16 protein-coding genes and 1 pseudogene are annotated in these 14,655 nt (G+C 72.9%); 8 read left to right on the top strand and 9 right to left on the bottom strand.

Going from position 1 to position 14,655, the window contains the following annotated elements:
* Positions 1–49 precede the first annotated feature (49 nt).
* Complete coding sequence (locus ABB07_RS32565; RefSeq protein ID WP_208902066.1) at positions 50–982, top strand: DMT family transporter; 933 nt, start codon at positions 50–52, stop codon at positions 980–982.
* A 108-nt stretch (positions 983–1,090) separates the two neighbouring features.
* On the opposite strand, the gene ABB07_RS32560 is transcribed toward ABB07_RS32565, so the two are convergent.
* Positions 1,091–2,422: an aminotransferase class I/II-fold pyridoxal phosphate-dependent enzyme gene (locus ABB07_RS32560; protein ID WP_208902065.1), complete on the bottom strand. Its 1,332-nt coding sequence runs from the start codon at positions 2,420–2,422 to the stop codon at positions 1,091–1,093.
* 76 nt (positions 2,423–2,498) lie between these two features.
* Here ABB07_RS32560 and ABB07_RS32555 point away from each other — a divergent pair, with 76 nt between their 5' ends.
* Positions 2,499–3,179: a pyridoxamine 5'-phosphate oxidase family protein gene (locus tag ABB07_RS32555; protein ID WP_208902064.1), complete on the top strand. Its 681-nt coding sequence runs from the start codon at positions 2,499–2,501 to the stop codon at positions 3,177–3,179.
* A gap of 19 nt (positions 3,180–3,198) precedes the next feature.
* On the opposite strand, the gene ABB07_RS32550 is transcribed toward ABB07_RS32555, so the two are convergent.
* The 3 genes from ABB07_RS32550 to ABB07_RS32540 form a co-directional block, all read right to left on the bottom strand.
* Positions 3,199–4,149: a DMT family transporter gene (locus tag ABB07_RS32550; protein WP_208902063.1), complete on the bottom strand. Its 951-nt coding sequence runs from the start codon at positions 4,147–4,149 to the stop codon at positions 3,199–3,201.
* A 193-nt stretch (positions 4,150–4,342) separates the two neighbouring features.
* Entirely contained in the window at positions 4,343–5,347 is a 1,005-nt protein-coding gene (locus tag ABB07_RS32545) for an EamA family transporter (RefSeq protein WP_208902062.1), read from the bottom strand.
* 60 nt (positions 5,348–5,407) lie between these two features.
* The gene (locus tag ABB07_RS32540; RefSeq protein ID WP_425264774.1) at positions 5,408–6,022 is read right to left on the bottom strand and encodes a Clp protease N-terminal domain-containing protein; all 615 of its coding nucleotides are present in this window, start codon (positions 6,020–6,022) and stop codon (positions 5,408–5,410) included.
* 319 nt (positions 6,023–6,341) lie between these two features.
* Here ABB07_RS32540 and ABB07_RS32535 point away from each other — a divergent pair, with 319 nt between their 5' ends.
* A complete protein-coding gene (locus ABB07_RS32535; protein WP_208902061.1) occupies positions 6,342–6,770 on the top strand; it encodes a type II toxin-antitoxin system Rv0910 family toxin in 429 nt (142 codons plus the stop codon).
* 64 nt (positions 6,771–6,834) lie between these two features.
* On the opposite strand, the gene ABB07_RS32530 is transcribed toward ABB07_RS32535, so the two are convergent.
* Together ABB07_RS32530 and ABB07_RS32525 are read right to left on the bottom strand one after the other, a co-directional pair.
* A complete protein-coding gene (locus ABB07_RS32530; protein ID WP_208902060.1) occupies positions 6,835–7,461 on the bottom strand; it encodes a PadR family transcriptional regulator in 627 nt (208 codons plus the stop codon).
* Between the two features lie 125 nt (positions 7,462–7,586).
* A complete protein-coding gene (locus ABB07_RS32525; protein WP_208903709.1) occupies positions 7,587–7,889 on the bottom strand; it encodes a MerR family DNA-binding protein in 303 nt (100 codons plus the stop codon).
* Between ABB07_RS32525 and ABB07_RS32520 the strand changes: the two are divergent.
* From ABB07_RS32520 to ABB07_RS32510, 3 genes and pseudogenes are all read left to right on the top strand, one after another.
* Positions 7,888–7,998, top strand: a pseudogene (locus ABB07_RS32520) (MerR family DNA-binding transcriptional regulator); the annotation flags it as partial. The gene ABB07_RS32525 and the pseudogene ABB07_RS32520 sit on opposite strands and share 2 nt — an antisense overlap.
* Positions 7,999–8,079: 81 nt before the next feature.
* Complete coding sequence (locus tag ABB07_RS32515) at positions 8,080–8,415, top strand: hypothetical protein (RefSeq protein WP_244189812.1); 336 nt, start codon at positions 8,080–8,082, stop codon at positions 8,413–8,415.
* A gap of 44 nt (positions 8,416–8,459) precedes the next feature.
* Positions 8,460–9,272 (top strand): PhzF family phenazine biosynthesis protein, encoded by an 813-nt coding sequence (locus ABB07_RS32510; protein WP_208902057.1) that lies wholly within the window; start codon positions 8,460–8,462, stop codon positions 9,270–9,272.
* A gap of 17 nt (positions 9,273–9,289) precedes the next feature.
* On the opposite strand, the gene ABB07_RS32505 is transcribed toward ABB07_RS32510, so the two are convergent.
* Positions 9,290–10,102 carry a CPBP family intramembrane glutamic endopeptidase gene (locus ABB07_RS32505; protein WP_425264829.1) on the bottom strand — a complete coding sequence of 271 codons (813 nt, stop codon included), beginning with the start codon at positions 10,100–10,102 and terminating at the stop codon, positions 9,290–9,292.
* Positions 10,103–10,293: 191 nt separating this feature from the next.
* Entirely contained in the window at positions 10,294–11,811 is a 1,518-nt protein-coding gene (locus ABB07_RS32500; RefSeq protein WP_208902056.1) for a glutamate-cysteine ligase family protein, read from the bottom strand.
* 573 nt (positions 11,812–12,384) lie between these two features.
* Between ABB07_RS32500 and ABB07_RS32495 the strand changes: the two genes are divergently transcribed.
* Both ABB07_RS32495 and ABB07_RS32490 read left to right on the top strand, forming a co-directional pair.
* Positions 12,385–12,987 carry a hypothetical protein gene (locus tag ABB07_RS32495; protein ID WP_208902055.1) on the top strand — a complete coding sequence of 201 codons (603 nt, stop codon included), beginning with the start codon at positions 12,385–12,387 and terminating at the stop codon, positions 12,985–12,987.
* A gap of 276 nt (positions 12,988–13,263) precedes the next feature.
* Positions 13,264–13,470, top strand: coding sequence for a DUF5999 family protein (locus ABB07_RS32490; RefSeq protein WP_067045924.1), 207 nt, complete (start codon positions 13,264–13,266; stop codon positions 13,468–13,470).
* 100 nt (positions 13,471–13,570) lie between these two features.
* On the opposite strand, the gene ABB07_RS32485 is transcribed toward ABB07_RS32490, so the two are convergent.
* A complete protein-coding gene (locus ABB07_RS32485; RefSeq protein WP_208902054.1) occupies positions 13,571–14,626 on the bottom strand; it encodes an endo-1,4-beta-xylanase in 1,056 nt (351 codons plus the stop codon).
* Between the last annotated feature and the right edge of the window lie 29 nt (positions 14,627–14,655).

Here is a 14,655-nt window from a genome sequence, read left to right as displayed (position 1 = left end):
TGAGAAATCTCGATTGTGCTACGAGGTTGCCTTCGGCATCGTGGAGACCATGAGCACGGTCACCGCACCCCGAACCCAGTCCCCCGCCCCCGCCCGCCCCCGCGCCCGCCTCGACTGGCGACTCCGCTTCGGCGCCCTGTCGCTGATCTGGGGCTTCAGCTTCCTGCTGATCAAGCTGGGCACCGAGGGCTACGCGCCCTTCCAGGTCACGCTCGGGCGTCTGGTGTTCGGTACGGCGGTGCTGGCGGCGGCGATGGCCGTCAAGCGGGAGAGGCTGCCGCGCGGGGCCCGGCTGTGGGGCCGCATGGCCGTCGCCGCGTTCTTCCTGAACGCCCTGCCGTTCTCCCTCTTCGCGTACTCCGAGCTGACGATCCCGTCCACCCTGGCCGGCATCTGCAACGCCACCTCTCCCCTGTGGGGCATGGCCCTGTCCCTGGTCGCCCTCTCCGAGGACCGGCCGACCCGGGTCCGCGTGGCCGGGCTCGGGCTGGGCTTCCTGGGCGTCCTGACGGTGCTGGGCGCGTGGCAGGGCTTCCACGGACTGGACGCCACGGGTACGGCGATGGCTCTGCTGGCGTCGCTGAGCTACCCGGTCGGCTGGATCTACGTCCGGCGGACACTGGCCGGGACGGGGAACTCGCATCTGTCGATGACGGGCGCGCAGCTGCTGCTCGCGGCGCTCCAACTCGCCGTTGTGACGCCGTTGTTCACCAGCTTCCCCACCCGTTTCCCGCTCGTTCCGCTGCTGGCGATCGCCGCGCTGGGGGCGCTGGGCACGGGGGTGGCGGTTCTCATCCAGTACGGGCTGGTCGCCGAGGTCGGGCCGACCACCGCGCAGATGGTCACGTACTTCATTCCGGTCATCGCCACGGGGGCGGGCGTCGCGATTCTCGGGGAGTCGTTGCGGTGGACGACGCCGGTGGGGGCGGTTGTCGTTCTCGCGGGGGCCGCGCTCACCCAGGTCCGGCGGAAGAGCGCCTGAGCGGGAGGGGCTGGGGGTTCGTGGGCGAGTGCAGGTCGCCCGTGGTTGCTCGGGCCCACGCGGCGGAGCCGCATATCAATACAGCCCCGCGCCCCTTCTCACGTGCCGTCATCCGTAAACGCGCGCCGGTGACGGCCGTACCGCTGCTGCCACCGCGTCCGCCAGCAGGCTGATGTCCTGCTCCGTGAGGGCCGAGATCGTGATGCGGATGCCCGGTGGAGAGGAGACGCGGAAGCGGGCCCCCGGTGCCACCGCCCAGCCCGCCTGCAGCAGACGGGCCACCGCGCCGGTCTCGTCGGGGACCGGTACCCACACGTTCATGCCGCTGCGGCCGTGGGCCACGACCCCGCGTTCCGTGAGCGCGTCGACCAGCGCGTCCCGCCGGGCGCCGTACGCCTTCGCCACCGCCGCCCGGTCCACCGCGCCCTGCGTCCACAGCCGGACCACGGCCCGCTGCAGCAGCACGCTCACCCAGCCCGGGCCGAGGCGCTGGCGGCCGCGTACCCGGTCGACGGTGACCGGGTCGCCGGCGACGACGGCCACCCGCAGGTCGGGACCGTAGGCCTTGGAGGCGGAGCGGATCACGGCCCAGTGGTGGGTGACGCCGGCGAGGGGGTGCAGCGGGAGGTCGACGATGCCGTGGCCGTGGTCGTCCTCGATCAGCAGGGTGCGCGGGTGGTCGCGCAGGATCGCACGCAGGGCACGCGCGCGCGTGGCGGTCACCGAGGCCCCGGTCGGGTTCTGCGCACGGTCGGTGACGATGAGCGCGCGGGCCCCGGACTCCAGGGCCCGGCGCAGGTCCTCGGGACGCGGTCCGTCGTCGTCCATGCCCACCGGGAGCGTGCGCAGGCCCAGCGCCGGGACCAGGTCGAGGACGCTGCCCCAGCCGGGGTCCTCGACGGCGACCGCGTCGCCCGGTCTGAGGTGCGCGGCGAGGACGCGCTCGATGGCGTCGAGGGAGCCGGACGTCACGGTCAGCGGGCCCTCAGGGACGCCGTCGGCGTCGAGTTCGGCGCGGGCCGTGCGGACGAGTTCCGGGTCGACCGGGTCGTCGCCGTAGAGGACGGGCCGCCGGTCGCCCTCCTCAGCCGCCGCGGCGAGCGCCGGGGCGAGGCGGGGCAGCAGGGCCGGGTCCGGGTTTCCGGCCGACAGGTCGCGGCCCCCGGCGGGGACCTCCACGCGCAGTTCCTCGCGGCCGGTGGTGGCCGGCTTGGGCCGGACCCGGCTGCCCCGGCGGCCGGCCGTCTCGATGACCCCCCGCTCGCGCAGGGTGCGGTAGGCGGCCGCCACGGTGTTCGGGTTCACGCCGAGCCGGGTCGCCAACTCCCGCATGGGAGGCAGGGGTTGACCCGGCTGCAGCGCACCGGCGCCGACCGCGCGCTCGACGCTGGCCGCGATCTCGGCTGCGCCGCGCCCTTCGATGGGATACTCTCCTAGCACAAAAGACATTATGTACTAGTGCAATAGATATGGCCAGACCGCCAGATCACCGTTGCTCGCCGATGGAGGGACCGACATGCAGGGGACGACCGAGGAGAACCGGGCCGCCGCCTACACCCCGACCGAGCGCACCGTGCCCACGCGCTCAGCGGACCGGGCGTCGTACGACAGGGAACTGGTGCACGCGATACTCGACGAGGGGTACGTCTGCCACCTCGGCTTCGTCCGCGACGGCGCCCCGGTGGTGCTGCCGACCCTGTACGGCCGGGTCGGCGAGCGCCTGTACGTGCACGGATCCACCGGTTCCCGCCCGCTGCGGATGACCGGCGAGAGGGACCCGGGCCTGCCGGTGTGCCTGACGGTCACCCACGTCGACGGGCTGGTGCTGGCCCGCTCCGCCTTCCACCACTCCATCAACTACCGCTCCGTGGTGGTGCACGGCATCGCGCGCCAGGTCACCGACCCCGAGGAGCGGCGGCTGGCCCTGGACGCGCTGGTGGACCACGTCGTGCCGGGCCGGGCCGCCGACTCCCGGCCCGCCAGCAAGAAGGAGCTGGCCGCCACCGCGGTGATCCGGCTGGACCTGGACGAGGTCTCGGCCAAGGTCCGCGCGGGCGGCGCGAGCGACGACCCGGAGGACCTCGCCCTGCCGCACTGGGCCGGCGTCGTCCCGCTCCGCAAGGGCTACGACGCGCCGCTGCCCAACGCCGACCTGGCGCCGGGCGTCGAGCTGCCGGACTACCTGAAGGCCCTGTAGCCCCCGGACGCGGCGGGCGTCACACCGGGACCGACTCCCGGCCGCCACCCCCGCGTGCCTCGCTCACCGCGAGGCCCGCGACCGCGCCGAGCAGCAGCAGGGTGCCGGCCGCGGTGGCCGCCGTGAGCCGCTCGCCGAGCAGCACGACGGCGAGCACGGCCGCGGTCACCGGCTCCAGCAGCATGATCACGGAGACGGTGGCGGACCGTACGACGGCCGCCCCGGCGAAGTACAGGGCGTACGCGAGAGCCGTGGGCACGGCGGCGATGTAGAGCACGAGCCACAGCAGCCGCGCCGGGTGGGCGGTGTGCGGGAGCAGGCCCTCGTGCAGGGCGAACGGCAGCAGGCACAGCCCGGTCACCGCGAAGGCCCCGACGGTGGTGTCGGAGGCGTCGGCGCCGCCGCCCCTGCCCCACCAGCGGGTCAGCAGGGTCATGGCGCCGTAGCCCGCGGCGGAGACGAGCGCCAGGAGCACGCCCGCCGGCCGTACGGTCGCCGCCGAGCCGCCGAAGGTCAGCACGGCCAGCCCGGCGAGCGCCCCGGCGACGGCCAACACCCCGCCGGCGCCGAGCCGTTCGCCGAGCAGCAGCCGGGCGCCGAGCGCGATGAGGACGGGGCCCGCGCCGAGGGTCACGACGGTGGCCACGGCCAGGCCGGTCGACCGCACGGCGGCGAAGTAGGCGGTCTGGAACACCGCCAGGCCCAGGCCGGTGGCGAGGACCTTCCCGGCCCTGCGCGGCAGGGGTTCGGTGCCGGCCGGGCGGGTCCAGGGGCGCAGCCCGCGTCCGGCGAGCAGCAGGACCAGGCCCAGCGCGCAGCGCCAGAAGGACAGCCCGAAGGCGCCCAGGTCACTGGACCGGTAGACCAGGGAGGCGGCGGCGCCCGCGGTGCCCCAGGCGGCACCGGTGATGATCAGGTAGAGCAGGCCACGCCCGACGGGCAGGCCGGAAGCGGCGTTCGACGTCGTCAAGGCAATCTCTTCCGCAGAAGCGCACCCGGAGGTGCGGAAGTTCGGAGGCGGCCCGCTTCAGCGGGGCGCGCGGACTTCGTCTGCGGGCAGCACCGTCCCGCCCGGCGCGGATGCGCGGGGCTGATGTCCCGGAGGCCCGCCTCAGGCGGCCGGGGGCGGAAGGACGAGTGCGTTCGACGGCATGACCGGCACCTTATGCAGTCGTGCGCCGGGGCGCCACATCCCTTTCGACGCCGCCCGCGGCCACCGGCTCGGCGGAGCCGTTCGCGGGGGCCGAGGACTGGGCGATGAACGCGCCGACCAGGACGACCGCACCGCCGGCCACCTGGGGCGCCGACAGGTGCTCGCCGAGCAGCACCCAGGCCAGCACGGTCGCGACGACCGCCTCCAGGCAGGCCACGACCCCGGCGACCTGCGGCGACAGCCGGCGCACCGACAGCACGCCGGTGACGTACGCGACGACGGTGGCGATCAGCACGATCCAGCCCAGCAGCGCGAGGGCCGGTACGGCGGTGCCGTCCAGGTGCGCCGAACCGGTCAGCACCGACCAGCGCATGCCCCAGGGGCGGGCGACGACCGTCAGTACGACGGCGCCGACGAGCAGGCCGTAGGCGATGACGCCGAGCGGGTCCGGTGCCTCGTCGCCCGCGTCGCCGCCGTGGTCGGCCAGGACGAAGTAGCCGACCTGGCAGCAGGCGGCGCCGAGCGCGAAGAGCAGGCCGAGGGCGTCGAAGCTCAGGCCCGACCAGGCCTCCACCACACCGGCGAGGCCACCGGCCGCGAGGACCACGCCGAGCGCGGCGGCGCGGGTCACGGGCCGCCGCTGCACGAACCGGACCCAGCCGAGCACGAGCGCGGGAGCGAGGTACTCGATGAGCAGCGCCACACCCACCGGGATACGGGACAGCGCGGCGAAGTAGCAGGCCTGGACGCCGGCGACGGCGAGGAGTCCGAACCCGGCGAGCAGCGCGGGACGGCGGCGCAGCAGCGCGCGGTGCCGTACGGCGACGGGCAGCATGACGACGGCGGCGCCGGACACCCGCAGCCAGACCACGTGGAGCGGGTCGAGTCCCGCCTCGATCAGCGGCTTCGCGGCCACTCCGGACCCGCCGAAGGCGAGCGCCGAGGCCAGCGCCAGGCCGAGCCCGACGCCCCTGCCGCGGCTGCTCCGACTGCTCTCTGACGTATGCACCGGCACATGATGACAGGCGGCGACATGAGCGTCATCCCTGTTGACACCTGTCTCAGGGGATGGACCTCAGTGGACCGGCCCGGCGTCGCCGGCGCACTCGTCCACGCCGGGTTCGACCGGGGTGTTCAGCTCGCGGATGCCGGCGCGTTCGAGGACCTCCACGGCCCGCGAACCCGGGTCCGCGGTGAGCGCGGCGAGGAGGTCCATGCCGCGGACGCGGGGCTCGCCCCGCAGCCTGGCCCGCTCGCGGGCGGCGGCGAGGGCGGTGGCGGCCGCGGGCGACCACCCGGCCGTGTCCCTCGGCTCGCGTGGCGCGGGAACGGCCGCGGCGGGGACGGCGGGAAGCGCGCCGGAGTCCTCGACGCTGCCCTGCCAGCGCAGCCCGTAGCCGATGCTGCGCTGCACGAGGTAGCCGAGCAGCCGGGCGAGCTGCTGCGGGCCGCCGACGGCGGCGCGGACCTCGGGGTCGTGCTCCAGGAGGGAGTGCAGCAGATGAGCGGTGTCGGTCTGGCGGTCCCCGTCCCGGACGGCCCTGCGGCGGGCACCGGCGACCACCGCTGCCAGCTCGGCGCCGAGCACGGCATCGTCGTCCAGGTGCGCGACCGCCTCGTCAGGGGCGGTCCAGGGGGCTGTACGGGGGTGCACAACCCCCACCCCATCAACCTCAGCGGCCCGGGTCATCCACGAGGGGAACCATCTTCGCGTCCCACACAGAGTGGACCCGGGCGTTCGCGATCTCATCCTCAGGGAGGAGATTCGGCCGATCCGGCCCGAGGGGCGCGCGCCGACTTGCCATGCGCCCCGCACGCAGCCACCGCGCGCCCTCACTCGTCCCGCCCCTACGAACACGGCGGTGATACGGCGGCTGGGGCGACCCCGCACGGCCCCCGGTCCGCCGCCCGCAGGTTCCTGACGGTTCATCAGTATTGAATGTTGGAGCCCCTGCGGCTACGTTCCGCGACACCCTAGCCCGCTACGCCCGATCCGAAGGGGTGGTCGCATGGCCGAAGTCAGCGCCGAGGCACGCATCCAGGCACCGGCCGAGAAGGTGTGGGCCCAGCTCACCGACTGGTCGTCGTACGGAGAGTGGAACGCCACCCACACCAGCTTCCCCAAGGGAGGTCCGGAGAACCTGGCCGTGGGCGGGACCTTCCAGGAGAACATGAAGCTGATGGGCTTCCCGGCCGAGGTCGACTGGACCATCGAGGAGCTCGAGCCGGCGCGGGTGTTCGCGATCCGGGGCAAGGGCCCGATGGCGGTGACGGTCGCCACCCGCTACACCCTCACACCCGACGGCGGCGCGACGGCCGTCCGGATCGACGGCGAGTTCACCGGCGCCGCGGTGTCGCTGATGGCGGGCAAACTGAAGGACTCGGCGACGGCCGCGCTGAACGAGTCGCTGCGCAAGCTGGCCGGCCTGGTCGCCTGAGCCGGGATGCGGCAAGGCGCCCCACGGATGTGCTCCGCGGGGCGCCCGGACCGTCGTACGGGACTCAGTGCTCGTCGGCGAGGATGAGGTACAGCTTCTTGCGGGCGTCGTTGATGACACCCAGCGCCTTCTCGCGCTGTTCCTTGCTGCCGGTCTTCCAGACCTGGCCGAAGGCCTCCATCAGGCCGAAGCCGGCCTGGCGGATCTCACTGAGCGCCTCCCAGTCGACCCCGCGCGAGGCCTCCTCCCAAGGGGCGTCCGGGCCTTCGTCGGCGGCGGCGCGCCCGGCCTCGGTGAGCGCGAACAGCTTCTTGCCGCCCTCGCTCTCGCTGGCGATCAGCCCCTCGTCCTCCAGCAACTGGAGCGTGGGGTAGACCGAGCCGGGGCTGGGCTTCCAGGCGCCGCCGCTGCGTTCGGCGATCTCCTGGATCATCTCGTAGCCGTGCATGGGGCGGTCCTTGAGCAGGGCCAGGATCGAGGCCCGTACATCACCGCGCCGGGCCCGCCCCCTCGGGCCGCCGCGCCCCCGGGGTCCCCAGGGGCCGGACCCGAAACCGGGGCCGCCGGGGCCGAACCCCGGACCGCCCGGGCCGAAGGGCCCGAAGGCGGCGCGCCGCCCGTCGAATCCACCGAAGCCCCGCAGGCCGGGGCCCTCGTGCCGATGTCCACGCTCGTGTCCGTGGGTACGCATCGCGATCACTCCATTCCATCGATGATCTGTCACGTCTGCATCGCGTATCGTTCGCGATGCCTCAACGATATATCGGAACCGATCGCATAACAAGCCCCCTTCCGACCGTGGGCTCCCTCTGGGCGCTACGCCTGGTCAGCCGCCCGCAGCGGGCAACCGGTGCCGACACGGGAGGTGAGGTCCGCGCGGAGTGCGGTCAGCTCCGCCATGCGCGCGTCGATGACCCGGATCTTGTCCTCGAACAGTGCGGACAGGGCCTCGGCGCTGTCGGGGGCCTCCCGCAGGTCCGCGCCGTGCCGGGCGATCTCGGCCAGGGTGAAGCCGAGCGCCTGAGCGGTGCGGACATAGCGAGTCGGCCTGGCAGCGGGGGAATCCGGCGGGGGCGAGGGGGGGAGGAGCCATGCGCACGGAGAACTGGCCGCGCGCATGGGGCTGTCGAAGGACACACTTCGTTTCTACGAGCGCATCGGCCTGCTCGACGGCGACCGTCTGCCCAACGGCTACCGCGACTTCCCGCCGGAGACCGTGGTCTGGCTGTGACCTTGGAGCGTACTCCGCTGTTCAGCGTGGGCGGCGCCCCGGCGAGCCGAACCGAGGAGCCCCCGGTGAACCTACGCACTGGTGCACCGCCTGCTGTCGGCCGGCGGCGCGGCGGCGGGCCTCGGCACCATGCCCGCGCTCACCCCCCTGCAGACCCTTTACGCCAACCTGATGGGCTCGGTCGTGGTGGTCTGGTCCGTCCTGCGCGTCGTACGGCCCCTTCCCCTGCACGGCCTCCTCGACGGCGCCGCCCGCGTCCTGTTCTCCCTGTGGCAGGGGTACGCGCCGGCGCACGGTGGGCCCGGGGTGCTGTGGCCGTTCCTGGTGCTGGAGGTGTCGTTCGGGGTCGCCCAACTCGCCGCATGGGCGCGGCCGCGTGCCGCCACCGTGCGGAAAACGTGCCAGGACGCGTGAATTGGCCTTGGGCGGGCGTCCGTCGGGGCACTAGCGTCGGCGCCATGCGCATGCGAATCGTGGACGCCTTCACCGACCGCCCCTTCGCCGGCAACCCGGCCGGGGTCCTGCTCCTGGACGACGTCTTCCCGGACGACGACTGGCTCCAGAACGTCGCCATGGAGGTCAACCACGCCGAGACCGCGTTCGCCCACCCGCTGCCCCAGGGCGGCGAGGTGGACTGGGCGCTGCGCTGGTTCACGCCCGTCGCCGAGGTCGCGATGTGCGGGCACGCCACGCTCGCCACGGCCCACGTCCTGCACACCACCGGCGCCCACGAGGGCCCGGTGCGGTTCGCCACCCGCAGCGGCGTGCTCATCGCCACGCCCGCCCCGGACGGCTCGATCACCCTCGACTTCCCGACGGCCCCGCTCACCCCGGCCGAGATCCCGGCCGGGGTCGCCGAGGCCCTCGGCGCGGAGCCCGTCGCCGCCTTCGACACCGGGCCGAACGTGGGGGACCTGCTGGTGCAGCTGGCCGACGAGAAGACGGTCCTGGGCCTCGCGCCGGACCACAAGGCACTCGGCGCCTTCTCCGCACGCGGCATCATCGCCACCGCCCGCGCCGACGCTCCCTCCCGCGGCTACGACTTCGTCTCCCGCTGCTTCTTCCCCAACGTCGGCATCGACGAGGACCCGGTCACCGGCAGCGCCCACACCGCGCTCGCCCCGCACTGGTCCGCCCGCCTGGGCCGCGACGACCTCACCGGGCTGCAGGCCTCCCGCCGCACCGGCCTGGTCCGCACCGGACTGCGCGGCGAGCGCACCCTGCTCACCGGCCGCGCGGTCACGGTCATCGAGGGCGAACTGCACGCCTGAGCGGGCGGTCCCGGCGCTCAGGCCGTCGGCAGCCAGCCCACCTTGCCCGCGAGCAGGGCATAGCCGACGAACGCGCCGATGTCGAGCAGGGAGTGCGCGACGACCAGCGGGCCGACGCGCCCCCAGCGGCGGTACAGGTACACGAACACCACGCCCATGACCATGTTGCCGAGGAAGCCGCCGACGCCCTGGTAGAGGTGGTACGAGCCGCGCAGGACCGCGCTGGCGACCAGCGCGGTCCCCGGCGTCCAGCCCAACTGGCCGAGTCTGCGCAGCAGATAGCCGACCACGATGACCTCTTCGAGGATCGCGTTCTGCAGGGCGGAAAGGATCAGCACCGGGAACTTCCACCACACGTCCGGCAGCGCCTCGGGCACGACCGTCAGGTTGAAGCCGAGGCCGCGGGCGGCCAGGTAGAAGGCGATCCCGGTGCTGCCGATCACGGCCGCCACCCCGGCGCCCCGGCCCAGGTCCGGCCAGGGCCGGGTGCGGTCGAAGCCGAGGGTGCGCAGGCTTCCGCCCTCGCGCATGAGCAGATGGGCGACCAGGGCGACGGGGACCAGCGCGGTGGCGATGCCGAACAGCTGCCAGGCCAGGTCGAGCCAGGGGCGGCCGGGCGCGGCCGAGGCGTTGAGGGTGGCCGCCTGGTCCTTCAGGCCGCCCGGCTTGGTGACCGCGCCGATGAAGCTGATCAGCGCGGAGACCCCGCTCGCTCCCAGCGACAGCGCCAGGACGAGCAGCGTCTCGTCCCGCAGGATGCGCCGCGGGTCGCGCTGCCGCGCCCCGGAACCGGCCACCGAGTCAGCCTCCACCTGCACCCCTGCCTCCATCCGGCTCATGGGCCCCTGGCCCACCTCTGCCTGGCAAGGATCGCAGAAGGGGATGTGAGGACGGCGTACACCCGTTCCTTCATGCCCGGCCCCGGGCACCTCCGCGACCTCCGGCCCGCCGGTGCGGCGCTCGGCCGCTGCGGCGCGGACCGGCGGTCCGCACGGTGCTCAGCGCGGGAAACACCCCTGCGTCATCCCAAGGGCACGGCCTCCGGCAGCCCCACCGGCCACGTGTGCACCGGCTCCCCCACGTGCATCAGCTCGGCATAGCGCCGCGTCGTCGCCGCCAGCGCCGCCTCGCGGGACAGCCCTTGCTCCAGAGCACGGTGAAACGTGGCCGCCTGCCAGGCCGCCCCGTTCACCCGGCGCCGGCAGCGCTCCTCGATGACGCCCAGGTACAGGTCGCGGTCGGCCGCCTCCACGCCCCACGCGTCCAGCCCGGCCGAGGCCAGCGGCAGCAGCTCGTCGCGGACCAGGGTGACCGCGTCGACCTCGCCCGTGCCGCCGTAGCGTCCCCGCCGGGGCCACACGAACCGCGCGTCGATGCCGTACCGGCACGCGGCGTCGAAGTTGGCCTCGGCCACGGCGAAGGGCAGCCGCGTCCACACCGGGCGGGACTCCTCGGCCAGGGCGCGGACCAGGCCGTAGTAGAACGCCGCGTTGGCGATCACGTCGGTGATGGTCGGCCCGGCCGGCAGCACCCGGTTCTCCACCCTGAGGTGCGGGACGCCGTCGGCGATGCCGTACACCGGCCGGTTCCAGCGGTAGATCGTGCCGTTGTGCAGCACCAGCTCGGCCAGCCTGGGGGTGCCGCCCGCCTCGATGACCTCCAGCGGCTCCTCGTCGTCGCAGATGGGCAGCAGGGCGGGGAAGTAGCGCAGGTTCTCCTCGAACAGGTCCTGGACCGAGCCGATCCACCGCTCGCCGAACCAGATCCGCGGCCGTACGCCCTGTGCCTGGAGCTCCGGCGGGCGGGTGTCGGTGGACTGCAGGAACAGCGGGGGCCGGGACTCGCGCCACAGTTCGTGACCGAACAGGAACGGGGAGTTGGCGCCGACGGCGATCTGCGCGGCGCAGGCCGCCTGCGCCGCGTTCCACACGTCGGCGAACCGGGCCGGGGTGACCTGCAGGTGCAGCTGGACGGAGGTGCAGGCGGCCTCGGGGACGATCGACTTCGAGGTGCAGACGAGGTGCTCCACGCCCTCGATGTCGAGCCGGAAGTCCTCGCCGCGCGCGGCCACGATCTGGTCGTTGAGCAGGGTGTAGCGGTCGTTCTCGGAGAGGTTGGAGGAGACCAGGTCGTCGCGGTCGAGTGTGGGCAGGATGCCGATCATGACGATGCCGGCGTCCACCTCACCCGCCTTGCGGTCCGCGTAGGCGAGGGAGGTGCGCAGTTCCTCGGCGAGCCGGTCGAATACCCGGCCGCCCAACCGGTGCGGGGCGATGTTGACTTCCAGGTTGAACATGGCAAGTTCTGTTTGGAAATCGCGGCTCGCGATCCGCTCCAGAACCTGTCCGTTCAACATCTTCGGCATACCGTCGCGCCCGGCGAGATTCAATTCGATCTCGACTCCCATGAGGTTCTTGGGACGGTCGAACCGCTTCTCCCGCAGCAGTCGCTCCAGCCCCGCGAGGCACTTCTGGAGCTTTTCTCGGTAGCGCTGGCGATCGGACAGGTCGAACCGCCCCGCCACGACCTTCTCCCCCATCGAAGTGTCCCTCCTCGGATGGGCGGGCCGACGATCCGGCCGCCGGGCTCCCGGGTGCAGGGGGGATGATGCCCAGTGGAAGCGATCGATAACGTCCCGCGCGGGCCCGGCACCCGCTACTGTGTCGGAATGTTCCCCGCGGCACATTCACGGGGCATGCGTCGGTCTGCACCAACGGGTTCCCGCAGCACCTCGTGAAAAACGCCGACGACATTCGGCCGACCGCTACCGGCGCGTATTCCGAGGTCAGCGGTGGCGTACGGGCCGGGAAACGGGAGGAGCCCCGCAAAACTCCGGCGTATTACCGCCTTGCGCGACTTCCCGAAATCGGATAGACGAAACAACGGCCGAACAAGCGTCATATAAACTTCGCCCACAAGGCGGAAGGTTGACGCCTCGGTCCTGGTTCCTGCCGTGATCAGGCCGTCCCGGTGACGGGCGGCAGACCGAGCCGCACCCATGTTCACCGACCCGGGCCTTCACCCTTCCGGCCTTGCGTGAGCAGACAGCGCCGTCCGCCCCACCCCCTCCTCCTCGCGCCGTCGCGCCTGTCGTACGAGAGAGGCGACCCACATGCCGCTGCACGTGCCCCCCGCCCCCGCGCCTGCCCTGCGTTCCGTCCTCACCGCCCTCGGTTCGCCCACCGCGGTCCGTGAGGCCCGCACCCCCTCCCTGCGCGCCGCGCAGGGGCCGACGACACCCGAACTGCCGCTGCCCGTGCACGTACTGGAGCGCATCACCGCACCGGGCCTGTCCGCGACCAGGCTGACCGGCTGGCGCTTCCTGATCCGCTGCGGCGACCGGGCGGTGGCCGCGGCGGAGACCATGCTGACCCCCGACGGCTGGGCCTTCTCGCACTTCTTCGAGGGCCCGTACGTCTCCTCCACCGAGCGCGCCCTGCAGCAGGCCGAGGCGCTGCAACAGCCCTACCAGGCCCGGCTGCTGTCCGTGCCCGACCTGTACATGCTCACCCTGTGGCTGCACGGCGACATCACCGCCGACGGAGCCCAGGGACAGCCGGCCGACACCGATCTGCTCGTCCCGCTGGCGCCGGCGCCGCCCGGCATACCGGCGCACCGGCCGTTCCGCGTCACCGAGTTGCTGCCGGTGCTGACCCATCGCGCGACCCCACTGCCACTGCTCGGCGCGCCCGTCCTGGACTCCCCCGCCGCCTGACCGATCACCCGCGTACCCCGCTTGCCCGGACGGCAGGCGGGGTACGTCCATGTCAGGGGTCCGGCCTGCACGGACTAGCCCGTTCCGGCCACTGCGAACCATCCGAAGTGACCGCCCACTTGGACTGAACCGTCCGCCCGGGTGACGCGTCATGAACCTGTGAGAAGCGGTGCTGCGAAATCCCTGCGGAACGACGCCGAGAGGGCAACACTGGGTTCCGACCGACTATCACCACGGGGGACGGCCATGACCACGACAGAGCGAAAGATCCCACCCATGTGCCAGCACCAGCCACCGTGTCCGCCAGCCGAATCCGCCGACCGGGAGTCCGCCCGTCTCGTGGCGCACCACCCGGAGCAGGGATGGAGTCTGCTGTGCAACGGCGTCCTGCTCTTCGAGGACACCGGTGAGCTGCTGCCCGACGGCCGGATCATCGCTCCGCACCGCCCGCTCGGTGCGGAGCACGTGATGACCGCCGCCTGAGCGGAGCGCGGGCGAACGACGCGAGGGGCCGGCCGCACCCGGTGAGGTGCGCACCGGCCCCGATGTGCGTCCGGAGGTGGCTACGCTGCGTAGCCGGGCGTCAGCGCAGCGCCTCCCGCAGTGCCTGGTAGGCCGGCTTTGGGTCCAGCTGCTCGTCCCACGGCAGGGCGGCGCCCTCGCCGGGGAAGACGGCCGGGATCCAGGAGTACTTGTCGGTGTAGTCCCAGATGGTCACGCCGACGCACCTGCGCACCGCCAGGCAGGCTTCGGTCAGCCGCCGGTACCAGCCGGCCTGCTCGGCGAGCTTCTCCTCGGTCGCGGGCAGCTGCATCCGTACGTCGACCTCGGTGAGGGCGGTGTCCAGGCCAAGGCCGGTGAAGCGGCGCAGGTTGTCCTCGAGGCTGGTGGGATAGCCGTACTGCAGGGCCAGATGGGTCTGGAAGCCGATGCCGTCGAGCGGCACGCCACGGGCCCTGAGGTCCTTGGCCAGCGTGTAGTAGGCGTCGCTCTTCGGGCCGACCGCCTCGATGTTGTAGTCGTTCAGGTAGAGCTTCGCATGCGGGTCGGCCTGGTGGGCCCAGCGCAGCGCATCGGCGATGTAGCCGGGGCCGAGGGTCTTGTACCAGAGGGTCTCGCGATAGGTCCCGTCCTCGTTGAAGGCCTCGTTGACGACGTCCCAGGAGTACACCTTGCCCCGGTAGTGCCGTACCTCCGTGGTGATGTGCTTCTTCAGCACGGCCCGCAGCTCGGCCGCGGTCCACTGCCTGGAGGTGAGCCAGTCGGGCAGCTGGCTGTGCCAGACCAGGGTGTGGGCGCGGACCCTCTGGTGGTTCTTCCGGGCCAGGTTCACGATCTGGTCGCCGCCTGTCCAGTCGAAGACGCCCTGCTGGGGTTCGGTGGCGTACCACTTCATGGCGTTGCCGGGCGTGATCATGTCGAACTCGCCGCCGAGGATCTTCGTGTAGGCGCTGTCGGTGAGTTCGGGGTTGTCGGTGGCGCTGCCGAAGTACCGGCCGTGGCGTTCGGCCAGGTCCGCGAGGGTGGGCTGCCGTGCGGGGGCCGGGGCGGCCTGCGCGGCGGGGGCGGCGAGTGCGGCGGCGACGAGGGCGGCCGCGAGGGCGCCGGCGAGCCTGCGACGCGTGCTCTTGCTGGGCATGGTGCGACTCCTGTCTCTGAAAGGGGTGT

This window comes from Streptomyces incarnatus (assembly GCF_001027185.1).
GTDB classification, from domain to species: Bacteria; Actinomycetota; Actinomycetes; order Streptomycetales; family Streptomycetaceae; genus Streptomyces; species Streptomyces puniciscabiei.
The sequence above is the reverse complement of the archived record's forward strand: the minus strand, read 5'-3'. Positions and strand labels throughout refer to the sequence as shown.

What these genes read in the sequence shown, in the direction of transcription:
- ABB07_RS32505 (WP_425264829.1), bottom strand. Translation starts at nt 10,102, where the DNA reads ATGGAGGCAGGGGTGCAGGTGGAGGCTGACTCGGTGGCCGGTTCCGGG.
- ABB07_RS32490 (WP_067045924.1), top strand. Translation starts at nt 13,264, where the DNA reads ATGTGCCAGCACCAGCCACCGTGTCCGCCAGCCGAATCCGCCGACCGG.
- ABB07_RS32500 (WP_208902056.1), bottom strand. Translation starts at nt 11,811, where the DNA reads ATGGGGGAGAAGGTCGTGGCGGGGCGGTTCGACCTGTCCGATCGCCAG.
- ABB07_RS32510 (WP_208902057.1), top strand. Translation starts at nt 8,460, where the DNA reads ATGCGCATGCGAATCGTGGACGCCTTCACCGACCGCCCCTTCGCCGGC.
- ABB07_RS32485 (WP_208902054.1), bottom strand. Translation starts at nt 14,626, where the DNA reads ATGCCCAGCAAGAGCACGCGTCGCAGGCTCGCCGGCGCCCTCGCGGCC.
- ABB07_RS32540 (WP_425264774.1), bottom strand. Translation starts at nt 6,022, where the DNA reads ATGACCCGGGCCGCTGAGGTTGATGGGGTGGGGGTTGTGCACCCCCGT.
- ABB07_RS32565 (WP_208902066.1), top strand. Translation starts at nt 50, where the DNA reads ATGAGCACGGTCACCGCACCCCGAACCCAGTCCCCCGCCCCCGCCCGC.
- ABB07_RS32555 (WP_208902064.1), top strand. Translation starts at nt 2,499, where the DNA reads ATGCAGGGGACGACCGAGGAGAACCGGGCCGCCGCCTACACCCCGACC.
- ABB07_RS32495 (WP_208902055.1), top strand. Translation starts at nt 12,385, where the DNA reads ATGCCGCTGCACGTGCCCCCCGCCCCCGCGCCTGCCCTGCGTTCCGTC.
- ABB07_RS32530 (WP_208902060.1), bottom strand. Translation starts at nt 7,461, where the DNA reads ATGCGTACCCACGGACACGAGCGTGGACATCGGCACGAGGGCCCCGGC.
- ABB07_RS32535 (WP_208902061.1), top strand. Translation starts at nt 6,342, where the DNA reads ATGGCCGAAGTCAGCGCCGAGGCACGCATCCAGGCACCGGCCGAGAAG.
- ABB07_RS32525 (WP_208903709.1), bottom strand. Translation starts at nt 7,889, where the DNA reads ATGCGCGCGGCCAGTTCTCCGTGCGCATGGCTCCTCCCCCCCTCGCCC.